At 62.0% G+C, this 16,991-nt stretch carries 18 protein-coding genes and 3 pseudogenes; 12 read left to right on the top strand and 9 right to left on the bottom strand.

Annotated features, from left to right (window positions below):
- Window positions 1–14 precede the first annotated feature (14 nt).
- Window positions 15–156 (bottom strand): annotated as a pseudogene (locus ACT53T_RS16900) (IS3 family transposase); the annotation flags it as partial.
- A gap of 281 nt (window positions 157–437) precedes the next feature.
- Between ACT53T_RS16900 and ACT53T_RS16905 the strand changes: the two are divergent.
- The gene (locus tag ACT53T_RS16905) at window positions 438–1,691 is read left to right on the top strand and encodes a DUF2252 family protein (protein WP_476162104.1); all 1,254 of its coding nucleotides are present in this window, start codon (window positions 438–440) and stop codon (window positions 1,689–1,691) included.
- A gap of 219 nt (window positions 1,692–1,910) precedes the next feature.
- Here the strand turns inward: ACT53T_RS16905 and ACT53T_RS16910 are convergent.
- Window positions 1,911–2,883, bottom strand: a pseudogene (locus ACT53T_RS16910) (IS1595 family transposase).
- A gap of 336 nt (window positions 2,884–3,219) precedes the next feature.
- Here ACT53T_RS16910 and ACT53T_RS16915 point away from each other — a divergent pair.
- Window positions 3,220–3,705, top strand: a complete 486-nt coding sequence (locus ACT53T_RS16915; protein ID WP_476162105.1) for a DUF421 domain-containing protein — start codon at window positions 3,220–3,222, stop codon at window positions 3,703–3,705.
- A gap of 68 nt (window positions 3,706–3,773) precedes the next feature.
- On the opposite strand, the gene ACT53T_RS16920 is transcribed toward ACT53T_RS16915, so the two are convergent.
- Entirely contained in the window at window positions 3,774–4,631 is an 858-nt protein-coding gene (locus tag ACT53T_RS16920) for an SDR family oxidoreductase (protein ID WP_476162106.1), read from the bottom strand.
- Window positions 4,632–4,834: 203 nt separating this feature from the next.
- Here ACT53T_RS16920 and ACT53T_RS16925 point away from each other — a divergent pair, with 203 nt between their 5' ends.
- The 6 genes from ACT53T_RS16925 to ACT53T_RS16950 all read left to right on the top strand — a co-directional run bounded on the left by ACT53T_RS16925 (window position 4,835) and on the right by ACT53T_RS16950 (window position 10,320).
- Window positions 4,835–6,691, top strand: a complete 1,857-nt coding sequence (locus ACT53T_RS16925; protein WP_476162107.1) for a PQQ-dependent dehydrogenase, methanol/ethanol family — start codon at window positions 4,835–4,837, stop codon at window positions 6,689–6,691.
- A 10-nt stretch (window positions 6,692–6,701) separates the two neighbouring features.
- Window positions 6,702–7,547, top strand: coding sequence for a substrate-binding domain-containing protein (locus tag ACT53T_RS16930; protein ID WP_476162108.1), 846 nt, complete (start codon window positions 6,702–6,704; stop codon window positions 7,545–7,547).
- Window positions 7,548–7,864: 317 nt separating this feature from the next.
- On the top strand, window positions 7,865–8,227 hold the full coding sequence (locus tag ACT53T_RS16935) for a c-type cytochrome (RefSeq protein WP_476162109.1): 363 nt from the start codon (window positions 7,865–7,867) through the stop codon (window positions 8,225–8,227).
- A 64-nt stretch (window positions 8,228–8,291) separates the two neighbouring features.
- Window positions 8,292–8,711, top strand: coding sequence for a c-type cytochrome (locus ACT53T_RS16940; RefSeq protein ID WP_476162110.1), 420 nt, complete (start codon window positions 8,292–8,294; stop codon window positions 8,709–8,711).
- 867 nt (window positions 8,712–9,578) lie between these two features.
- On the top strand, window positions 9,579–9,860 hold the full coding sequence (locus ACT53T_RS16945) for a hypothetical protein (RefSeq protein WP_476162111.1): 282 nt from the start codon (window positions 9,579–9,581) through the stop codon (window positions 9,858–9,860).
- 70 nt (window positions 9,861–9,930) lie between these two features.
- Complete coding sequence (locus tag ACT53T_RS16950; protein WP_476162112.1) at window positions 9,931–10,320, top strand: hypothetical protein; 390 nt, start codon at window positions 9,931–9,933, stop codon at window positions 10,318–10,320.
- A gap of 8 nt (window positions 10,321–10,328) precedes the next feature.
- Here the strand turns inward: ACT53T_RS16950 and ACT53T_RS16955 are convergent, their stop codons facing one another.
- The gene (locus tag ACT53T_RS16955; protein WP_476162113.1) at window positions 10,329–10,916 is read right to left on the bottom strand and encodes a diguanylate cyclase; all 588 of its coding nucleotides are present in this window, start codon (window positions 10,914–10,916) and stop codon (window positions 10,329–10,331) included.
- A gap of 305 nt (window positions 10,917–11,221) precedes the next feature.
- Window positions 11,222–11,611 carry a DUF1003 domain-containing protein gene (locus tag ACT53T_RS16960; protein ID WP_476162114.1) on the bottom strand — a complete coding sequence of 130 codons (390 nt, stop codon included), beginning with the start codon at window positions 11,609–11,611 and terminating at the stop codon, window positions 11,222–11,224.
- 133 nt (window positions 11,612–11,744) lie between these two features.
- On the opposite strand from ACT53T_RS16960, the gene ACT53T_RS16965 reads away from it, so the two are divergent.
- From ACT53T_RS16965 to ACT53T_RS16980, 4 genes are all read left to right on the top strand, one after another.
- On the top strand, window positions 11,745–12,134 hold the full coding sequence (locus tag ACT53T_RS16965) for a PRC-barrel domain-containing protein (protein ID WP_476162115.1): 390 nt from the start codon (window positions 11,745–11,747) through the stop codon (window positions 12,132–12,134).
- Between the two features lie 217 nt (window positions 12,135–12,351).
- On the top strand, window positions 12,352–12,855 hold the full coding sequence (locus ACT53T_RS16970) for a YciE/YciF ferroxidase family protein (RefSeq protein ID WP_476162116.1): 504 nt from the start codon (window positions 12,352–12,354) through the stop codon (window positions 12,853–12,855).
- Between the two features lie 19 nt (window positions 12,856–12,874).
- Window positions 12,875–13,750 carry a manganese catalase family protein gene (locus ACT53T_RS16975; RefSeq protein ID WP_476162117.1) on the top strand — a complete coding sequence of 292 codons (876 nt, stop codon included), beginning with the start codon at window positions 12,875–12,877 and terminating at the stop codon, window positions 13,748–13,750.
- A gap of 96 nt (window positions 13,751–13,846) precedes the next feature.
- Window positions 13,847–14,677, top strand: a complete 831-nt coding sequence (locus ACT53T_RS16980) for a hypothetical protein (protein ID WP_476162118.1) — start codon at window positions 13,847–13,849, stop codon at window positions 14,675–14,677.
- 58 nt (window positions 14,678–14,735) lie between these two features.
- On the opposite strand, the gene ACT53T_RS16985 is transcribed toward ACT53T_RS16980, so the two are convergent.
- From ACT53T_RS16985 to ACT53T_RS17000, 4 genes and pseudogenes are all read right to left on the bottom strand, one after another.
- Window positions 14,736–15,584, bottom strand: coding sequence for a cytochrome c oxidase assembly protein (locus ACT53T_RS16985; RefSeq protein WP_476162119.1), 849 nt, complete (start codon window positions 15,582–15,584; stop codon window positions 14,736–14,738).
- A 14-nt stretch (window positions 15,585–15,598) separates the two neighbouring features.
- Window positions 15,599–15,925 (bottom strand): hypothetical protein, encoded by a 327-nt coding sequence (locus ACT53T_RS16990; protein ID WP_476162120.1) that lies wholly within the window; start codon window positions 15,923–15,925, stop codon window positions 15,599–15,601.
- The gene (locus tag ACT53T_RS16995; RefSeq protein WP_476162122.1) at window positions 15,922–16,527 is read right to left on the bottom strand and encodes a cytochrome c oxidase subunit 3; all 606 of its coding nucleotides are present in this window, start codon (window positions 16,525–16,527) and stop codon (window positions 15,922–15,924) included. The genes ACT53T_RS16990 and ACT53T_RS16995 overlap by 4 nt, the downstream gene beginning before the upstream one ends.
- Before the next feature lie 11 nt (window positions 16,528–16,538).
- Window positions 16,539–16,991 (bottom strand): annotated as a pseudogene (locus tag ACT53T_RS17000) (cytochrome ubiquinol oxidase subunit I); the annotation flags it as partial.

Here is a 16,991-nt window from a genome sequence, read left to right on the forward strand (position 1 = left end):
CGGCCTCGGGTAAACTCGGCGAAGGCGATCATTGTTTCGAGCGGAGTTCCTACTCCGCCGCCGCAAAATAAGCCCAGGCCTTGCGCAGATCCCGTTAGGCTGCCGCAGCTCGCGGTTCTCGCGCTCCAGCGCCTTGATCCGCTCGCGCTCAGGCGTAGCGCCGGCGCTCACACTTCGCTTGAACTCTCTCAAGACATTCGGACGGCCCTCCACCGACTAAGCCCGAACAGGCGAACAATTCCCGGATGGCGTGTCGTTTGTCGCGCGAACGGCGCCGCGAGCCCTGGAACGCGCTCAACGAAGATGCGCTGCTCGCGATTTTATGATTGGGGCATAGCCGCGTGTCACGCGAACTCGCGATGGGCGGGGCCTGGAACTAGTCGGTGAAAAGGTTGTTATGGAATCGGTGACACTCAGCACGGAGCCGTAGCAAAGCAATGCATGCTCAAACATCCTCGGTTTCGTATGCGAGAAAGGAACGGTTGGCGCGTGCCGTATTCGATCGTCTCTTGCTTCGCAATAGCTATGCTGCGCCTCCTCAGTCTCGTAATGCCGAACTGCAGACGCGGAAGCGCTTGAAAATGTCGCGATCATCGCAGACCTTTGTCAGGGGCACGACGGAACACTTTTACCAGTGGCTGGAGAAGCAAGCCAATTGTCATATCCCTCAGGGCCCCTCTGTTTGGATCTGCGGTGACTGCCATTATGGCAACTTCGGACCGGTCGGCGTCAGAAGCGGCGATGTTGAAATAGCCTTGCGCGATTTCGATCAGTCCGTGGTCGGGAACCCGGCGCATGATCTCCTGCGGCTTGCACTCTCATTAGGAACAGCCATCCGCGACTTCGCACTCTCCGGCGTCACAATCCTGGATATGATGGAAGAGATGACCTACGCATACAAAAACGCTTTACTAAAGTGCGACGAAAAGGAGGCGACGCCGAAATGCATCAGAAGTTCCCTGCGGGCTGCCTATCATAGGGACTGGAAGAAATTGGCCGTTGCGGAAGCCCATGGCGCCAAACATTATTTTCCTCGTGGCAAGCGGTATTGGGACCTCAGCGGCGACGAGCGCACCGCCGTCCGGGAACTCGTAAATGACAAACAACTCCTCGAGACTGTGCTCGACGTCGATCCAACGACGGCCGGCACAAAATTGCAGGATGCGGCCTATTGGGTGAAAGGATGCAGCTCTCTCGGACTATTGCGGTTGGCCATTCTGCTCCACGTTAAATCGAAGTCCGCCGCTACTTGGCGGCTAATAGATGTCAAGGAAGCGATCGAAGCGAAGGGTCCACAGGTTGCCCGCTTTATGGATGACAACAAGGCGCCGAGGGTGGTCGCTGCCGCAAAAGTCCTCTCCCCCGGGCTCGGGAGCCGGATGGCTGCACGGACGCTTTTAGGAAGATCCGTTTTCGTCAGAGAAGTGCTTCCACAGGATTTGAAGCTCGAAATCACCAGGCTCAACGAACATCAAGCGATCGAGGTGGCTCGTTATCTCGCAGCAGTTCTCGGTCGGGCGCACGGAGTCCAATTGTCGAAAGATGATCGGAGTCGATGGGCGCACGAGCTTGAGCACGAAAAAAGCGAGATCGAAGCACCGAATTGGCTGTGGCGCAGTTGTGTGGGTCTGATGACGATTCATCAGAGAGCCTACCTCGAGTACTGCGAGAGTCTGGTCAGACGTGGCTGACCCCCGGGTCTCCGACGCTGGTTCGGGAGCAAGAGATCAGGGTCGGCTCGGAACACATCGTTTCCATTCTCCTCGAGGTCGACCTGCGACCACAGCCTGACGGGCTGCGGCCCGATGGCTGCGGCGCCGACTGACGGGCGAACAAATGCCCCGTCCTTGAGCGCAGCCCAGTTCGCTGACATGCCGGGCTTCGAAGGGTCTTCCTTGCCTATCCGGTTATTACCCACAGCCACTAAATGTAGGGTGCGCCCATTCCCCGCAGTAAAGCCCGTCGAAGGTTGGCGCGGCCACGCCTCCCGCGATTCCTAGCAGCGAGCGGAACGCGTTGAAGGGATAGAAGCGCCGATTGAATCGTAAGGTGAGTTCGTTGAGGTAGGCCTGTAGATGCTTGGCGCTGACCCCATGATGGACTCCGTTGATCCAGGTCTTCAAATTGGCGAAGACCAAGTGGATGATCGACAGGAATTCCTCTGCGACTTCTGGGTCTCCCCATTGGGCGATCGCGTGGTGGTCGAAGCCGCGCTTGCGAAGACTGGCATAGCCGCTCCAGTCGTCGGTGACGATCAGCGATCCGGGAGCAACGGCGCTCTCGACGAATCCGCAGAGCGACTTTGCGCTAGGGTCGGGGACGACGGCGAGGCGTCCTGCGTAGCGACCGTCTTTCCGATCGTCGAGCTTGGTTCCAAGCTTCCGGCGCCACACCCCCACGGCGCAGGAGACGAGAACCTTGTGATGCACGCCCCGGCCTTCGCCTCGGGTCCGTCCTCCAACCCACGTTTCGTCCACTTCGACATGCTCTTGTGGCTTGCGCCGATCTTATCGCGCTCGGGGCGCACCATGCCGGCGCGGAGCTCGTGAAGAATACCGAAGGCCGTCTCATAGCGCGACAGGCCGAGCTGCCTCTGAAATTGAACGGCCGACTTTCCCGGCGTTTGGCTGGGATCAAGTAAGCCGCCCAGAACCACGTCGACAACGGCGTGTGACTGCGCTCTATGACGGTCCCAGCCATCAAGCTTACGTCTTTGCCACATGCGCGGCAGCGCGGAACCCCCGGACGCGCCTCGAAACGGAACGGCTCGCCAGCGAAGCCGCACCTCGGGCAAGCGAACCCTTCATTCCAGCGGGCGCGTTCGAGATAGAGCTGGCTTCGTCTATTTCGAACTCCCCGCGAATATGAGGCAGATTCCTGCAGAGGTCTGTCGAACGCTGTGCTTTCGCGATTTTCTCGCGCGTCGGGAGCGTAGCCCGAAGGCTCGACAAAATCGCGGTGACGATCGTGTCGCCATCACGGCCTTTCCACAACCAAAATAAGCCTCGTCCGGCGTGCGGCGTCGCAGCTCGAATGGAGCGCCGTCGCGGGGAGTGAGCTGGCGCAATCTCTGAATGCCGCCCGCCGGGACGTGAGCGAAGCCGAGTGGGAGACAAGCCTTCGCGCGATGCCAAAGTCGCCGCGTCTCGGAACGGGCGGCGGGGCAATCCGTTTATCGTCGGCGTATCTTGCGGCCACCGCTGACGGAGCTGTCCCGACGTGCGATCATTCTACGATATCATCGGCGAGGATGGAGCGGTCCTCTCCTCATCTCAAATGAGCTTTCGCGCGATCATTCTTTTTTTCTATGGACTGCTCCTGATCCGCCTGTTTGCGAGCCGCGCTTTCGGAAAGCAGAACCCGCTCGAGATCGCGGTCACGATCATTGTCGGCTCCAATCTCAGTCGCACGCTCACAGGAGACACGCCATTCGTGCCGACTATCGTGGCGACGGCGGTCATGGTCGTCACCTTCTGGCTCGTCGAGCTGCTCGCTGCGCGGTCCAGGACTGTCGGATATTTCGTCAAAGGGCGCCCGACGCAACTCGTGGAGCATGGCCGCGCGGATCACATCTCGATGCGGCGCGCGGGCGTGAGCGACGCGGATATAGACGAGGCTGCGCGCGAGTCCGGGTTGAGCGGCGCGGCTGAAGTGGAGGCGGCGGCGTTGGAGCGGAGCGGGAAGATCAGCACGCGCGCGAAGTGATCGTCGCTAGGGTGAGCAGGCCCGCAGCGTTTCCGGCGCCGGACCCGCGCACTTTAGCCGAAGATATTTTAAAGCAATGGCCGGCCCCCCGTCACGGCGATCGTCGCGCCGGAGATATAGCTCGAAAGCGGGTCGGCCAACATCACATAGGCGGTCGCGAGCTCGGCGGGCTGTCCCGGCCGTTTCATCGGAGCGCGGGCTCCGAAGTCGACGACCGAGTCTTCCGGAAGGGTCGAGGGGATAAGCGGCGTCCAGATTGGACCGGGCGCTACCGCATTGACGCGAATGCCTCTGTCGGCGAGCAATTGCGCCAGCCCCGCCGTGAAATTCTGGATGGCGCCCTTCGTCGTCGCATAGGCGAGCAGAGTGGGATTGGGATCGTCGGCGTTAATGGAAGTCGTGTTGATGATGGAGCCGCCCGGCGGCATATGCGGCACGGCGGCCTTCGTGAGGTAGAACATTGCGTGGATGTTGACGCGAAAGGTAAGCTCCCACTCTTCGTCGCCGATGCGTTCTATGTCCTGATAGCTCGCCTGATGCGCGGCGTTGTTGACCAGAATGTCGATCGCGCCGAATTCGGTAGCAGCCTTCTCGACAATTGCGCGGCAGTGGGAGGCGTGTTGAATGTCGCCGGGAAGCAGCAGCGCGGAGCGCCCCGCCGCCTCCACTAGACGTTTCGTTTCCTGGGCGTCCTCCTCCTCGTTCAGATAAGAGATCAAGAGATCGGCTCCTTCGCGCGCGAAGGCGATGGCGACGGCCCTTCCGATGCCGCTGTCGCCGCCGGTGATGATCGCCTTTTTGTCCACGAGCCGTCGGGCTCCCGGATAGGAGGTTTCGCCATGGTCGGGAAGCGGCGTCATCTTCTTCGTCACCCCAGGCGGCGCTTGTCGCTGCTTCGAAAAAGGCGGATGCGAATACTCGGGCATTCGTCCTGTCCCCTCCGCTGTACGCGGGATTGGAAGTAACGGTCGCGGGTGCAACGCTTCTCGTGAAAGGAAGTTCCGATCAGCGGAAGCCACGGCCGGCGAGATTTCGGGTCGATCGGTTCGAAGTAGCCAGCGGAGCGGCTCGCCCTATGTGCCATTGCCGGTTCATTCTGTTCGATCCGTCTTGTTGTCGAGGTTCTGTCATGCGCGCCTCACCTATGTCACGATCTGCGCTGGTTTTGAAATCTCTCGCCACGGCGTCAGCGCTCGCCGCGTTTCCCTGTATCTCCGCTCCGCGGGATCTCACCGCGCTCTCGTCGGAAGCGGCGAATTGGCCGATGGCGCCGCGGGACTATGAGAACACGCGCTTCAGCAAGCTCGATCAGATCGACGGTCGGAATGTCGGACAGTTGCGGCTCGCATGGTCATTTTCCGTGGGCGCTAGCCGTGGCCAGGAAGCCGCGCCGCTCGTCATCGACGGAAACATGTACGTGGTCGCGCCCTATGACGGCCCGCATCCCAATCAGGTCTTCGCGCTCGACGCCGCGACTGGCGAACTGAAGTGGTCCTACGCGCCCAAGCCGAATTCCGCCGCCAAGGGCGTCGCCTGCTGCGACGTCGTCAGCCGAGGGCTCGCCTATGACAATGGCAAGATATTCCTGAACACGCTCGACGATCACATGGTCGCGCTCGATGCGCAGTCCGGGCGCGAGCTATGGGTCACGAAGCTCGGCGACATCAATCTCGGCGAGACGATCACAATGGCGCCACTCGCCGTGAGGGGCAAGGTGCTCGCCGGCAATAGCGGTGGCGAGATGGGCGTGCGCGGTTGGCTCGCCGCCGTCGATCAAACCTCCGGCAAAATCGCCTGGCGCGCCTATGCGACCGGCCCCGACGCGGACGTCCTCATCGGTCCAGATTTTCATCCTCGTTATGAGTGGATGAAAGGCGCTGATCTCGGCGTGACGACATGGCCGCCTGATCGCTGGCGAACCGGCGGCGGGACCGCCTGGGGCTGGCTGTCCTATGATGCGGAGCTACGATACGTCTATTACGGCACTGCCAATCCGGGGCCCTGGAATTCCAATCAGCGGCCCGGCGACAACCTCTGGACCAGCACGATCTTCGCACGCGACGTGGATACGGGCGCGGCGAGATGGGCCTATCAGGCAAGTCCGCATGATCTCTGGGACCATGACGAAATCAATGAGAATGTGCTCGTCGATCTCGAGATGGAGGCCGGTCTCCGCAAGGTTCTGCTGCATCCCGGCCGCAACGGCTATATGTATGTCATCGACCGCAAGACCGGCGAGGTGCTGTCCGCCGACGCTTATGACAGCGTCACTGTCTATAAGGGCGTCGATCTGCAGACGGGCCGCATTCGGCCTGACCCCGCATTCGAGCCGTCGCTAGACAAGACGATCGAGAATATCTGCCCCGCGCCGCCAGGAGCGAAGGATTGGCAGCCGACCGCCTGGTCGCCGAGGACCGGGCTGCTCTATGTGCCGCATCAGCATCTCTGCGCGAATTTCAGGACGAGCGAGGTCGGCTATATCGCCGGAACGCCATTCGTCGGCGCGACAGTCGATATGTATGCGGGGCCGGGCGGCCATCGGGGCGAATTCATGGCCTGGGATCCGGTGAAGCGGGCAAAGATCTGGGCGATCACGGAGCACCTGCCCGTATGGAGCGGCGCGCTGGTAACGGCTGGCGATGTCGCCTTCTATGCGACGATGGACAGAATGTTCAAAGCCGTCGACGCCTACACGGGGAAGCTGCTGTGGCAGTTTCGCGGGCCGTCCGGCTTCATCGGACAGCCTGTCACCTATCTCGGACGCGACGGCGTGCAATATGTCGCCATCATCTCCGGCGTCGGCGGATGGCCGGGTGTGGTGGCGAATGCGGAAGTCGATCCGCGGGTGCGCAATTCCGCGCTCGGTTTCGTCGGCGCCACGCAGGACCTGCCGCTCTACACCGTCGGCGGCAGCTCGCTGCTCGTCTTCTCGCTCGGGCCGCCGTCGACGTCACGCCAAGGCGCCGCGGAGAGTCCCTCGCCCTAGGAGGCGCGCAATGGGGTTTCGAGCTTTTTTCCGAATCGGTATCTTCGTGGCCCCGGCGCTCGTCCTCGGCCGCATCGCGATCGGAGCCGCTCCTGCGCAGACGGACGAATTGCGCGTCTGCGCCGATCCGAACAATCTGCCTTTCTCGAATTCGCGAGGGGATGGCTTCGAAAACAAGCTCGCGGAGCTGGCGGCGCGCGAGTTGGGAAAGAGCCTCTCCTACACATGGTGGGCGCAAAGGCGCGGATTTGTGCGCAACACGCTGAACGCGCGGCTCTGCGACGTCATCATCGGCGTTCCGAAGGATTATGATCTCGTCGAGACGACGAGCGCCTATTACCGCTCGAGCTATGTTCTGGTCTCGCGCGCCGACCGGCGCTTGGAGCTGTCGTCGCTGCAGGATCCGCTTCTGCGCGAGCTCAAGATCGGCGTTCAGCTCATCGGCGACGACGGGATGAACACGCCGCCAGTCCATGCCTTGGGGCAGCGGGGGATTGTCGACAATGTCATCGGGTACACCGTCTATGGCGATTATGCGCAGGAGACCCCGCCGATGCGGTTGATCGAGGCGGTCGAGGCGGGAGAGATCGACATCGCCGCGGCTTGGGGTCCGCTAGCTGGTTACGCCGCCTCGCGATCGCCTATACCGCTTCGGATCGCCGTCATCGATGCGGAAGAGGAGCTCGCGCCTCTGCGCTTCGCATTCGATATATCCATGGGCGTGCGCAAGGGCGACCATGCATTGCAGCGACGCCTCGACGAAACCATCGCGCGCCGTCGCGCGGAAATTCGCGGGCTTCTGGAATCTTTTGCGGTTCCACTGCTCTCGGAAGATAGAGCCTCCGTGCCCCGATAAAGGAACACGAGATGCGACCAGGACGGACCCATGATCGGATCTCGGCGGCCTGCATCGTCGTCGCGGCGCTGCTCACATATGCGGCAAGCGCTCGTCCCGTCGGACACCCGACGAGTAACAAGGCCGGCCGCACCGCGGCCAGGCCGCCCCCTCTGCCGAGCTGCAAAGCGCAGGGGACGAACTGTCCGCTCGATTTTAACGCGAGTCCGAGACGCGTCTTCGACGCTCCGGTGTCCGCTTTGCTCCCCGGCAACGCGTCGCCGCCGCAAAGGCTCGACAATCCGGTCGCAGGAGATCCGGAAGGCGAGCAGCGGGGGATGAGCTATTTCGCCACCTTCAACTGTGTCGGCTGTCATGCGCCCAATGCCGGCGGTGGCATGGGGCCGTCCTTGAGCGATCGGCATTTCGTGTATGGCGGCGATCCCGCCAATATTTATCTGAGCATCTACCAAGGCCGTCCGAATGGAATGCCGGCTTGGGGCGCCACGCTGCCCGAGCAGATCATCTGGGATCTTACCGCCTATATCCAGTCGATCAGCAAGGAGCCGACCAAGAGATGGGGCGAGACATTCTCCCGTGACACGATGAAGATCGAGCAGGTTCCAGCGGAATTTGTCCAGAGCGCATCGCCTTGGAGCCATACACAATCATTCTCATTCGGCCAAAAGCCGCATCGATGATATTGGTGGAGGAGCGAAAGATGGAACGAGCACTCGCCTCCATTGTATTGGCGCGGGCCGCGCCATGAATGATCTGCAATGGTGCGACGGCGAGGCGCATGACATAGTGCGGGCGTCGAGGGTGACGATGCTGGTGATCACGCTCCTGCTCGCATCATGCGGAGAGCTCACGCGAGGCCGCGATGCGGCTAGCGTCGGCTCGGAAGGCGATCCGCGCAAAGGAGCCGACGAGATCGCGAGAGCGGGCTGCGGCGCGTGCCACTCCATACCGGGCATAGCGAATGCGAATGGCGTGGTGGGCCCTCCGCTCAGCGAGATCGGTCGTCGCGTATTCATCGCCGGCCTCCTTCGCAACACGCCGGAGAACCTGAAGACATGGCTGCGCGATCCGCAGAAGATCGTCCCCGGAAACGCCATGCCGGATATGGGATTGAGCGAGGAGCAGAGCGTCGACATAGCGGCGTATCTCTACACTTTGCGCTGAGCGACGGCGGGCATTTCGGCGACTCCTGCAACGGCGCGTCGATCGAGGAGAGGCGGGTGACCGTCGAACGTGACTCCGGAATTGAAGCCGATCAGACGCTGCATGTGCTCGCCGCAGAGGCCGAGAAATGCAGGCGCTGCCCGCTCTTCCGCGACGCGACCCGCGCCGTGGCCGGAAGGAGCGAAGCGCGCATTTATAGTCAGCGAGATGTCAGGGGACCGCGAGGATTTGGGTGGCGTCCCCTTCATCGGCCCCGCGGGGAAAGCGTTCGACAAATCCTTTGACGAAGCTGGCCCGCAGCGCGAGGCCATCTATCTACGAATGCAGTGAAGCACTTCGATCAAGGGACGAAGCGGCGCCTCCACAAACATCCGGATCAATAGGAGTTACAGCAGTGTCGCCGGTAGCTCGATCGGGAGTTGTCGGCCGTCGATCCGACGTTCGTAATGAGCCTCGGAACAGTCGCCGCGCGCGCTAGTGGGAACACCACTGGTCCTCGCGCCAGAACGTGGCCGAGCGCTTCATTGGCGTGTCGACCGGCTGGGCATGGGGACGATCCATCCGTCTCTCCTTCTCCGCTCGAGAGATGCCACCCGCTCTTGGCGAAGTTCCGTGCCTTTGGTTCAGGATTTGCGCGTGGCGCTCACGCTCTCGGGCTCTCTAGAAAGCGAAAGGGGTCAAAAAAAGAGGTCCGGCGGCCCTGCGCCGTCCCGTCCGAGATCGGGAAAGCGCCGCGAGCAAAAGCGCCGAAATAGCGCAGCGCGGGCCGGAACCACCGTCTCGATGCGACGTTTTCAGCTCGCTACGAGAGGAGAGGAGTCGACCATGGGAATGCGAGGCAGCGAACTCCAAGACGACCTCGAGAGCTTGAAGGAGGATTTGAGCGGGCTCGCGAGTCATCTGACAAAGGCTCTCGGAGAGACGGGCTCCGACGTGGGCGAAGACGTGCGCAAACGCCTTCAAAAGCTCGGCGGCGACATCGATCGGGTGATATCAGACGCCAGCTCGAAGGGGCAAGAGGTGGCGCGCAAAATAGCGCCCGACAATGTCGGCGGCGCGATCGAGAGTTCGGTGCGGGAATATCCCTTCGTCAGCTTGGCGATCGCGGTCGGTGTCGGAGCTCTCGTCGGCAGCCAGCTTCGTCGTTGAACGGGGACGAATAGAGGTCGATGTGCTCACGAGGCTAATAGGAGACGCACAGGAAGCGGTCGAATCCCGATTGACGAAAGCGGGATCGACCGCCGTCGTGGCGGCAAGCGGGGGCGTGGCGCTGGCGTTCTTTACCACCGCGGCCTTTGTGTGGGCGCAATCGACGATGGGGACTGTAAATGCGAGCCTCGCGCTCGGAGCCGCCTATCTGCTGCTCGGCGGTGTGATGCATTTGTGCGCGCGTCGCCGCGCGCGCCGCGTTCGAGCCGAGTTGGCTATCAGGGCTCGTGCGGCAGAATCGGCGCTCGGATCGGACTCGCTCTCGGTTCCGGCGATGATTTCGACAGGCGTCGACATTCTGCGCAAGGTCGGCGCCAATCGTCTGATCCCCGCGTTCGTTCTCGGAGTGATCGCCGTAGCCGTGCTGCAGATGCGCGATAGCGATGGGAAAGAACAGTAGCTGATCTTCTATTCGACTTTTGCACGCCGCGCGGCTTCAGGCGTGGTGCGCCAATCATTCGCGACGAGGCCGCGAATGAGCTCTTCGACGTAGGGCAGGAGATCGAAGACGAGCGCCGCGACGAGCACGGTGGCGATATAGGCGGTCGGCAACGCCTCTCTTTTCCAAGTCAATTCGAAGCGCGCCGGCGCTTCGCCCATGCCGACCAGGGCAGTCGCCTGGTCCCAGTGGCGCGCCGCGATCAAGAGCAGCGCCATCAACGGAATCATCTCCAGAACGCTGTGGACATGCTGTTCCATCGGTGTGACGACACGCGCTGCCGACGCATAGGCGACGTCCCAGAAGGCGGTGACCTCATGCAAAATGAAAGCGAGCATCATGACCGCGATCACCAGCGAGTCGATCTCGAGGAACAACGCTGCCAGCAGTGGAACGCCGATCTCCGCGAACATGAGGAGATGAATGGCGGATTCCTTCGCCCCGGTCGTTCGCTCGATGAATGTGGCCCTGTGGCAGAGCCAATCGGCAAAGCCTGCGGCGAGCCAGATCGGCATGACGAGATATATCAGAATGAGCAGCGTCGGGTCGATGTGCATGGCGTGGCCCTCGGTCGCAGCCGTCAGGAGATAACCAGGGGATGTTCTCGCGGTTCCCGCGCCCGTCGGCGCTCGGGGTGTCCGCGACGGACACAACTCCGACGGCGCGTCTATTCGCGCGCGGTGATCGCGACCGAACCGCTCCTCATGCGTGATTCGCGATGGAGCGAAATGGCTCGGCGCAAAGCGGAGCGTATGGTGCTCGAGCGCGATTGAGGGAAAGGCAACGACCAGCAAGCCTGATTCTGATCTCCCCACGATATATTCCCCCGCGCCGGCTCCCGGCCGGCGTGGGCCTCGCCGAATTAGTCCCGCCGCGGCGCCTGGTCGAGGTCGGCGCGATCGCGATCATTTTCCGCCACGCGATTCTGGCTGATCAGAATAGAGGTCGAGAGGAATATGGCTTCGACCGATGTCGTCGTCGCGTGCAGAATGAAGTTCGAGTCGCAGGGGCGGATGAAAGGCAGAGTCTCGAGGTTGATCGCGATCCAGAAGATGAGAATGACGACGTGGATGTAGACATAGGACATGCTGCCGGTGAAGCGGATGATGAGGTCGGCCGTTCTCGCTCGAAGACCGGGGGCGGCGCGGTCGCGGCGACGGCGCGCGGTCAATGACGCGATGTTTCGATCGATCACCGAGGCTAGCGTCGAATTGTCGGCTCGCTGGTCCTTCGGTTCAGAATGAACGTTCATGTTCTGCCTTTTGCTCCAATCGGCGCGGCGCAGATATAGGCCCCCCGGCCGCATTTTCAGATTTTATCGGCGAGACGGAACAACTTCGCGGCAAATATCGTTTCCATTCGATCCAGCCGAGGAGGAGAAGGCGATGAGACATTATCGTTATGCCGCCGTGGTGGCGGCGACACTGCTGACGACAGCCGCCTGGAGCCAAGCGACCGCGCCCGTTCAATATCTTTCCGTGCAGCCGGATGCAGTCTTCAGCTCCAATGTGGTTGGCCTCGACGTCTACAATCAAAAAAATGAAAAGATCGGCGATATAGCGGATGTCGTGCTCGAGCACGGCGCGCTCGAAGGCTATGTTCTATCCGTCGGCGGCTTCCTTGGAATGGGGGAGCGCTATGTCGCGGTGCAGCCCTCGTCCATCTCGATTAAATATGACGAGTCGGGAAAGAAGTGGCGCGCGACCGCCAATGCGACCAAGGATCAGCTCAAAGCGGCCCCCGAGTTCAAATATCATTCGAAGTGGAAAGGCTGAGCATCGCAGGCGAGGCGCTTTGGGTCCATGCAGCCATGTCGCGCCTCGCCCTTTGCGCCTCGCTATAGGCCCGCGTGCGATTTCAATTTGTCGCTTTTCATTTGCGGCGGCCGTTCCGGCAATGACATTATTTCCTCGGCGCCGGAACCTGTTGCGAAATTGCCGGTTAATTCGGACTACTCGAAAGGACGAGAAAGCGGAGAGTCGGGAGGACGATATGGGACTATTCAGCCGCGACATCGAGAACTTGGAAGATCTTTTTCTGCATCAGCTGAAGGACATGTATTACGCTGAAAATCAGATTCTCAAGGCTCTTCCGAAGATGATCGACAATGCATCGTCGGCGGCGCTGAAGAATGCGCTGCAGGCGCATTTCGGCGAGACGCAACAGCAGGTGCGGAGGCTCGAGGAGGTGTTCAAGCTGCAAGGAAGCGAGGCGCAAGGGGTGGATTGTCCCGCCATCGATGGGATCATCGACGAAGCGGAGGAGGTGAATTCCGATATTGCCGACAAATCGGTGCTGGATTCGGCGCTGATCGCTTCGGCGCAGTCGGTCGAGCATTATGAGATTGCCCGTTATGGAACGCTCATCGCCTGGGCGCAGTGCCTGGGCAAAACGGACTGCGTGTCTCTGCTCCGCGAGACTCTCGAGGAGGAGAAAGCGGCCGACGCAAAGCTCACCGCTCTGGCCGATCAGACGATCAACCGGCGTGCGGCGTAAGCCACAAAGGGAGCGCCTCATGTTCATGCACAATAAAAAGCTTCAGTATACGGTTCGCGTGTCGGAGTCCAACCCGGTTCTCGCGAGCCTCATGCTCGAGCAATTCGGCGGGCCGCAGGGCGAGCTGGCCGCGGCAATGCGCTACTTCACGCAGGCGCTGGCGGAGGAAGATCCGGGGCGCAAGGACATGCTTTATGACATAGCGACGGAGGAGCTGTCGCATCTCGAGATCATCGGCAGCATCGTCTCTATGCTGAATCGCGGGCTCAAAGGCGAGCTCGCCGAAGCGACGCAATCGGAGGCGGATCTCTATCGGTCGCTCACGGAAGGGGCGGATAGTCATACGCAGGCGATTCTGTACGGCGGCGGCCCGGCACTGACGAATTCATCGGGCGTGCCGTGGACGGCGGCCTATATCGACACGATCGGCGATCCCGCCTGCGATCTCCGGTCGAATATCGCGGCGGAGGCGAGGGCGAAGATCGTCTATGAGCGCCTCGTCAATGTCACGGCGGATCCGGGCGTCAAGGACGCTCTATCCTTCCTGATGACGCGTGAAATCGCGCATCAGAAATCCTTCGAAAAGGCGCTTTGCTCCATCGAGCGGAATTTCCCGCCGGGAAAGCTCGAAGGCAAGCGGCAGTTCGCCAATCTCTACGTCAACACATCGCAAGGCAGCGGGGACAGCAATGGTCCATGGAACTCCGGCGCCGAATGGAATCGCTTGGATGATGTCGTCGGTCAGATTCCGCTCGATGGCGGAGCAGGCTCGGCGACCGTGAAACTGACCGAGGAGGAGGCGAAGGATCTGACGACATATTCGCATCGCTTGGAATCCCACCTCGACAATGGAAGCGGCAGGAAGCGGGCTGCTTCCAATACCAGAGGAGCGTGAGATGGACGGGATCATCTATCTTGTCGGCCTAGTCGTCGTCGTCCTCGCGATCTTGTCTTTTCTCGGCTTGCGCTGACGACAGAAAAGGATGAGGTCATGACTGATATCGACGCCAGCGCCGCGCATGCGGTGCAGACGGCTCCAACCTATCTCGTGGACTGGCCGGCGATCATCGCCGGCGCGCTGGTGGCGGTGGCCGTGTCCTTCGTCGCCACGACATTTGGCGCGTCGATCGGGCTGACGGCCGCTTCACCCTATCGCGGGGCCAGTCCCGCCTTCTTCTATATCGCGGCCGGCTTATGGATGATCTTTGTCGCCGTCTCGAGCTTTGCAGCCGGCGGCTATCTCGCCGGTCGTCTCAGGCGGCGCGCCGAGCGCGCGTCCCAGTCGGAGGTCGACCTTCGCGATGGAGTGAGCGGATTGACGGTCTGGGCGCTCGCTGTCGTGATCGGCGCGCTGCTAGCAGCGGCGACTGTCGACACGGTGGTGAGATCGACGTCAGCTGCGTCGCCCTCCACGAATGGCGAATCCTCGCTCACCGACCGCTATGTCGACCGGCTTCTTCGTGGCGACGGCGATGTCGTGCAGGGCGCTCCGGTGGCCGAGGTGACGAGGAATGTCGTGTCGCGTCTTCTGGTCGCGAATCCGACAGGGAATTTCTCCGGCGAGGACCGGGAGTATCTCGTCAATATAATCGCGTCGCGAACCAATCTGGCGCCCCCATCTGCCGATGAGCGGCTCGAGGCCGTTTCGGGGCAGATGAAGTCGGACGCCGACAAGGCGCGAAAGCTTGGCGTCTACTTCGGCTTCCTCACCGCGGCAACGCTTGCTGTAGGGGCTGCGACGGCATGGGCGGCGGCGCGGGTGGGCGGGCGGCATCAGGACGAGAGTGTCGATCTCCGCAATCTTGTGAGACCGTGGCGATAGGAGGGTGCAATGGGACGTGGCATATTGCTTTGGTTGATCGGGGTGCCCATCCCGATCATCATATTGTTGGCGTTGTTCGGGCGTTGATCGCGGCGCGGGCTCCGCTGACGGCGATCCATTGCGCCGCCAGCGCGAGGGCGGCGCCGGCATAGACGAAGCCGGCCGCGATCCACATGATGGCTCCCGCGAGCTGCTGGTCCTCTATAGGCGAAAGAAGACTACGCCAATCGACGGCAGGGGGACAGAGCAGGCGAGGCGAGACGAACAGAAGCGCGCCGAGCAATCCCGTATGCAGCGTCGTGACGAATAGGGCGATGACGGCTGCGCCGAATCGCGCGGGGCGATGGAAGATCGCCCACCAGAAAAGCAGAGCGCCGACGAAGAAGCACAGATGCTGAATCGTGTGTAGCGCGCCGTTGTGCAGGGCGGCGCGAAACAGTGACGGAATATGCCAGAGCCAGATTGGCGCGGCGTGGAGAGCGGTCGCCGCGAGCAGGCCTGTCGACATCGCGCAGAGGCGCTTCCACGAAGGGCTCTTCATCGCCGAGCCGAGGCGGCGTCGGCTGAGCCTGGGCAGTCCCCACAAGAGCGCGCCGATGGGCCGCGATGCGACGAGCAATGGAGCCGCAACGACCATGAGCAGCTCATGTTCGAGCATATGCGCGGAAAGGAGCGTTTCGCTCGCCGCGCGCAGCGGCCCGGCGAGAGCGAGCGCGAGAGCGAGAGCGGCGATCGCAAAGCAGATCGCGGGCGCGAGCGGCTGACGTCGGCCGTGCAGGCGGAGGAAGCCAACGCAATAGACAACGACCATGACCGCGAGCAAAGCGGCGGCGATCTCTCCTGCCCCCCCATCGGCTCCGAGCCCATGTGCGCGCGCAGCGCCGGGCGCGCCGAATAGGAACGCCAATGCGAGCGAGCATCTCAGCGGGCGCATGGGTCGAGCACCAGCGCGGCGACAACCTGCATGGCGATGGGCAATGCGAACAGAACGGCGACGAGCGCGCCAGTTGTCGAGACGAAGCGGTCGACGCCTGCCTCGCGTCCGGAGCGGGAGGACTTGATTTGGATGCGGTAGGACAGAAGCCCGGCGGCGATTGTCAGCAGGAGGCAAGCGGCGGCGACTAGCGCGATCGGAACGAAAGCACGATCACAGCCGCGCCCGGCCGAGGCATAATTCACCTCGGTGGCGACGGCCCAGGCGAGTGGCGCCGCGAGCAGGGCGAAGAGGGCGAGCGCGCGGCGGCTCATAGGCGCGGCGCCCAATAGAGGACGAGATAGAGCGGAACCCATGCCAGCACGACAAAATCCCAATAGAGCGCATTGTCCTCGACGTCGCAGAAGCGTCTCGCGGCCGCGCCGCGGCGCGTGAACATGAGCGCGGTCAGGACCAGTGTGTCGCCGAGGTCCGTTACGATATGCGCCGTATGCAGGCCGAGAATGAGCCAGACGACGGAGCCATACGCATTGCCGTTCCACAGAATGTGAAATGCGCGGAACTCGAAAAAGAAGCGGATCAGCAAAGGGAGAAAGCCGATGGCCGACATCAGGACGAGGCCGGCGCGAACCCTCCGCAGATCGCGCTCGCGCGCCAATCCGGCCAGCATCCTGTTCGGTATGGCGCTCGCGAGAAGGAGGATCAGAGACGCCGTGCCTGGCGCGAGATCGGGAGGCGGCGCCGCGAGCGGCCATTGTCGGTTGACGGCCATTAGATAGAAATAGATCGCGATCGCGAGGGCGAAGCCGAAGCCTTCCAGGGTCATGAATCCGAGCGTGCCCCACCAGGTCGTCATTCGAGGTCCGAAGCCGAAGGTCGGCAAATCGGAGACGTCCAAATCGGGAGCCTCATGCACGGCGCGCTGCGTCACTGCTTGTCCTCCGGCGCATCCTTCGGCCAAAACCATGCGATCAGCGCAAATGCGATCGGGATGGAGCCCCAGACGACGGCCCAAGGCGTGAAAATAGAGGCGAGGAAGGTCGCCGCCACTGCGAGAGCCGCCACTAAGGGCCAGATTGATGGCTCCGGCGAGGATTGTCGAATATCCGGGCGGGCCTCCATCGATGTGGTGGTCAATATTTGCCGCGCGTCCGCGCGCAATCCCCGAACAGCCGTCGGCGCGCCGCTCTCTTTCTCCCACAAGGGCTCTCGACCGGCGACCACGGGGAGAAGCACGAAATTATAGGGCGGAGGGGGCGAACTCGTCGCCCATTCGAGGGTCGCGCCGCCCCAAGGATTATCGCCGGCAATCTCGCCATGGCCGCGGCTCCATGCGAGATTGAAGATGAACAGAGCGAAGCTCGCGAGCAGCACGAGAGC

The sequence above is a fragment of the Methylosinus sp. DMC45 genome (genome assembly GCF_056313885.1).

Bases quoted from the DNA above. Each gene is read 5' to 3' on its own strand.
- ACT53T_RS16905 (WP_476162104.1), top strand. From the start codon at position 438: ATGCATGCTCAAACATCCTCGGTTTCGTATGCGAGAAAGGAACGGTTG.
- ACT53T_RS16920 (WP_476162106.1), bottom strand. From the start codon at position 4,631: ATGCCCGAGTATTCGCATCCGCCTTTTTCGAAGCAGCGACAAGCGCCG.
- ACT53T_RS16925 (WP_476162107.1), top strand. From the start codon at position 4,835: ATGCGCGCCTCACCTATGTCACGATCTGCGCTGGTTTTGAAATCTCTC.
- ACT53T_RS16930 (WP_476162108.1), top strand. From the start codon at position 6,702: ATGGGGTTTCGAGCTTTTTTCCGAATCGGTATCTTCGTGGCCCCGGCG.
- ACT53T_RS16935 (WP_476162109.1), top strand. From the start codon at position 7,865: ATGAGCTATTTCGCCACCTTCAACTGTGTCGGCTGTCATGCGCCCAAT.
- ACT53T_RS16940 (WP_476162110.1), top strand. From the start codon at position 8,292: ATGAATGATCTGCAATGGTGCGACGGCGAGGCGCATGACATAGTGCGG.
- ACT53T_RS16955 (WP_476162113.1), bottom strand. From the start codon at position 10,916: ATGCACATCGACCCGACGCTGCTCATTCTGATATATCTCGTCATGCCG.
- ACT53T_RS16960 (WP_476162114.1), bottom strand. From the start codon at position 11,611: ATGAACGTTCATTCTGAACCGAAGGACCAGCGAGCCGACAATTCGACG.
- ACT53T_RS16965 (WP_476162115.1), top strand. From the start codon at position 11,745: ATGAGACATTATCGTTATGCCGCCGTGGTGGCGGCGACACTGCTGACG.
- ACT53T_RS16970 (WP_476162116.1), top strand. From the start codon at position 12,352: ATGGGACTATTCAGCCGCGACATCGAGAACTTGGAAGATCTTTTTCTG.
- ACT53T_RS16975 (WP_476162117.1), top strand. From the start codon at position 12,875: ATGTTCATGCACAATAAAAAGCTTCAGTATACGGTTCGCGTGTCGGAG.
- ACT53T_RS16980 (WP_476162118.1), top strand. From the start codon at position 13,847: ATGACTGATATCGACGCCAGCGCCGCGCATGCGGTGCAGACGGCTCCA.
- ACT53T_RS16990 (WP_476162120.1), bottom strand. From the start codon at position 15,925: ATGAGCCGCCGCGCGCTCGCCCTCTTCGCCCTGCTCGCGGCGCCACTC.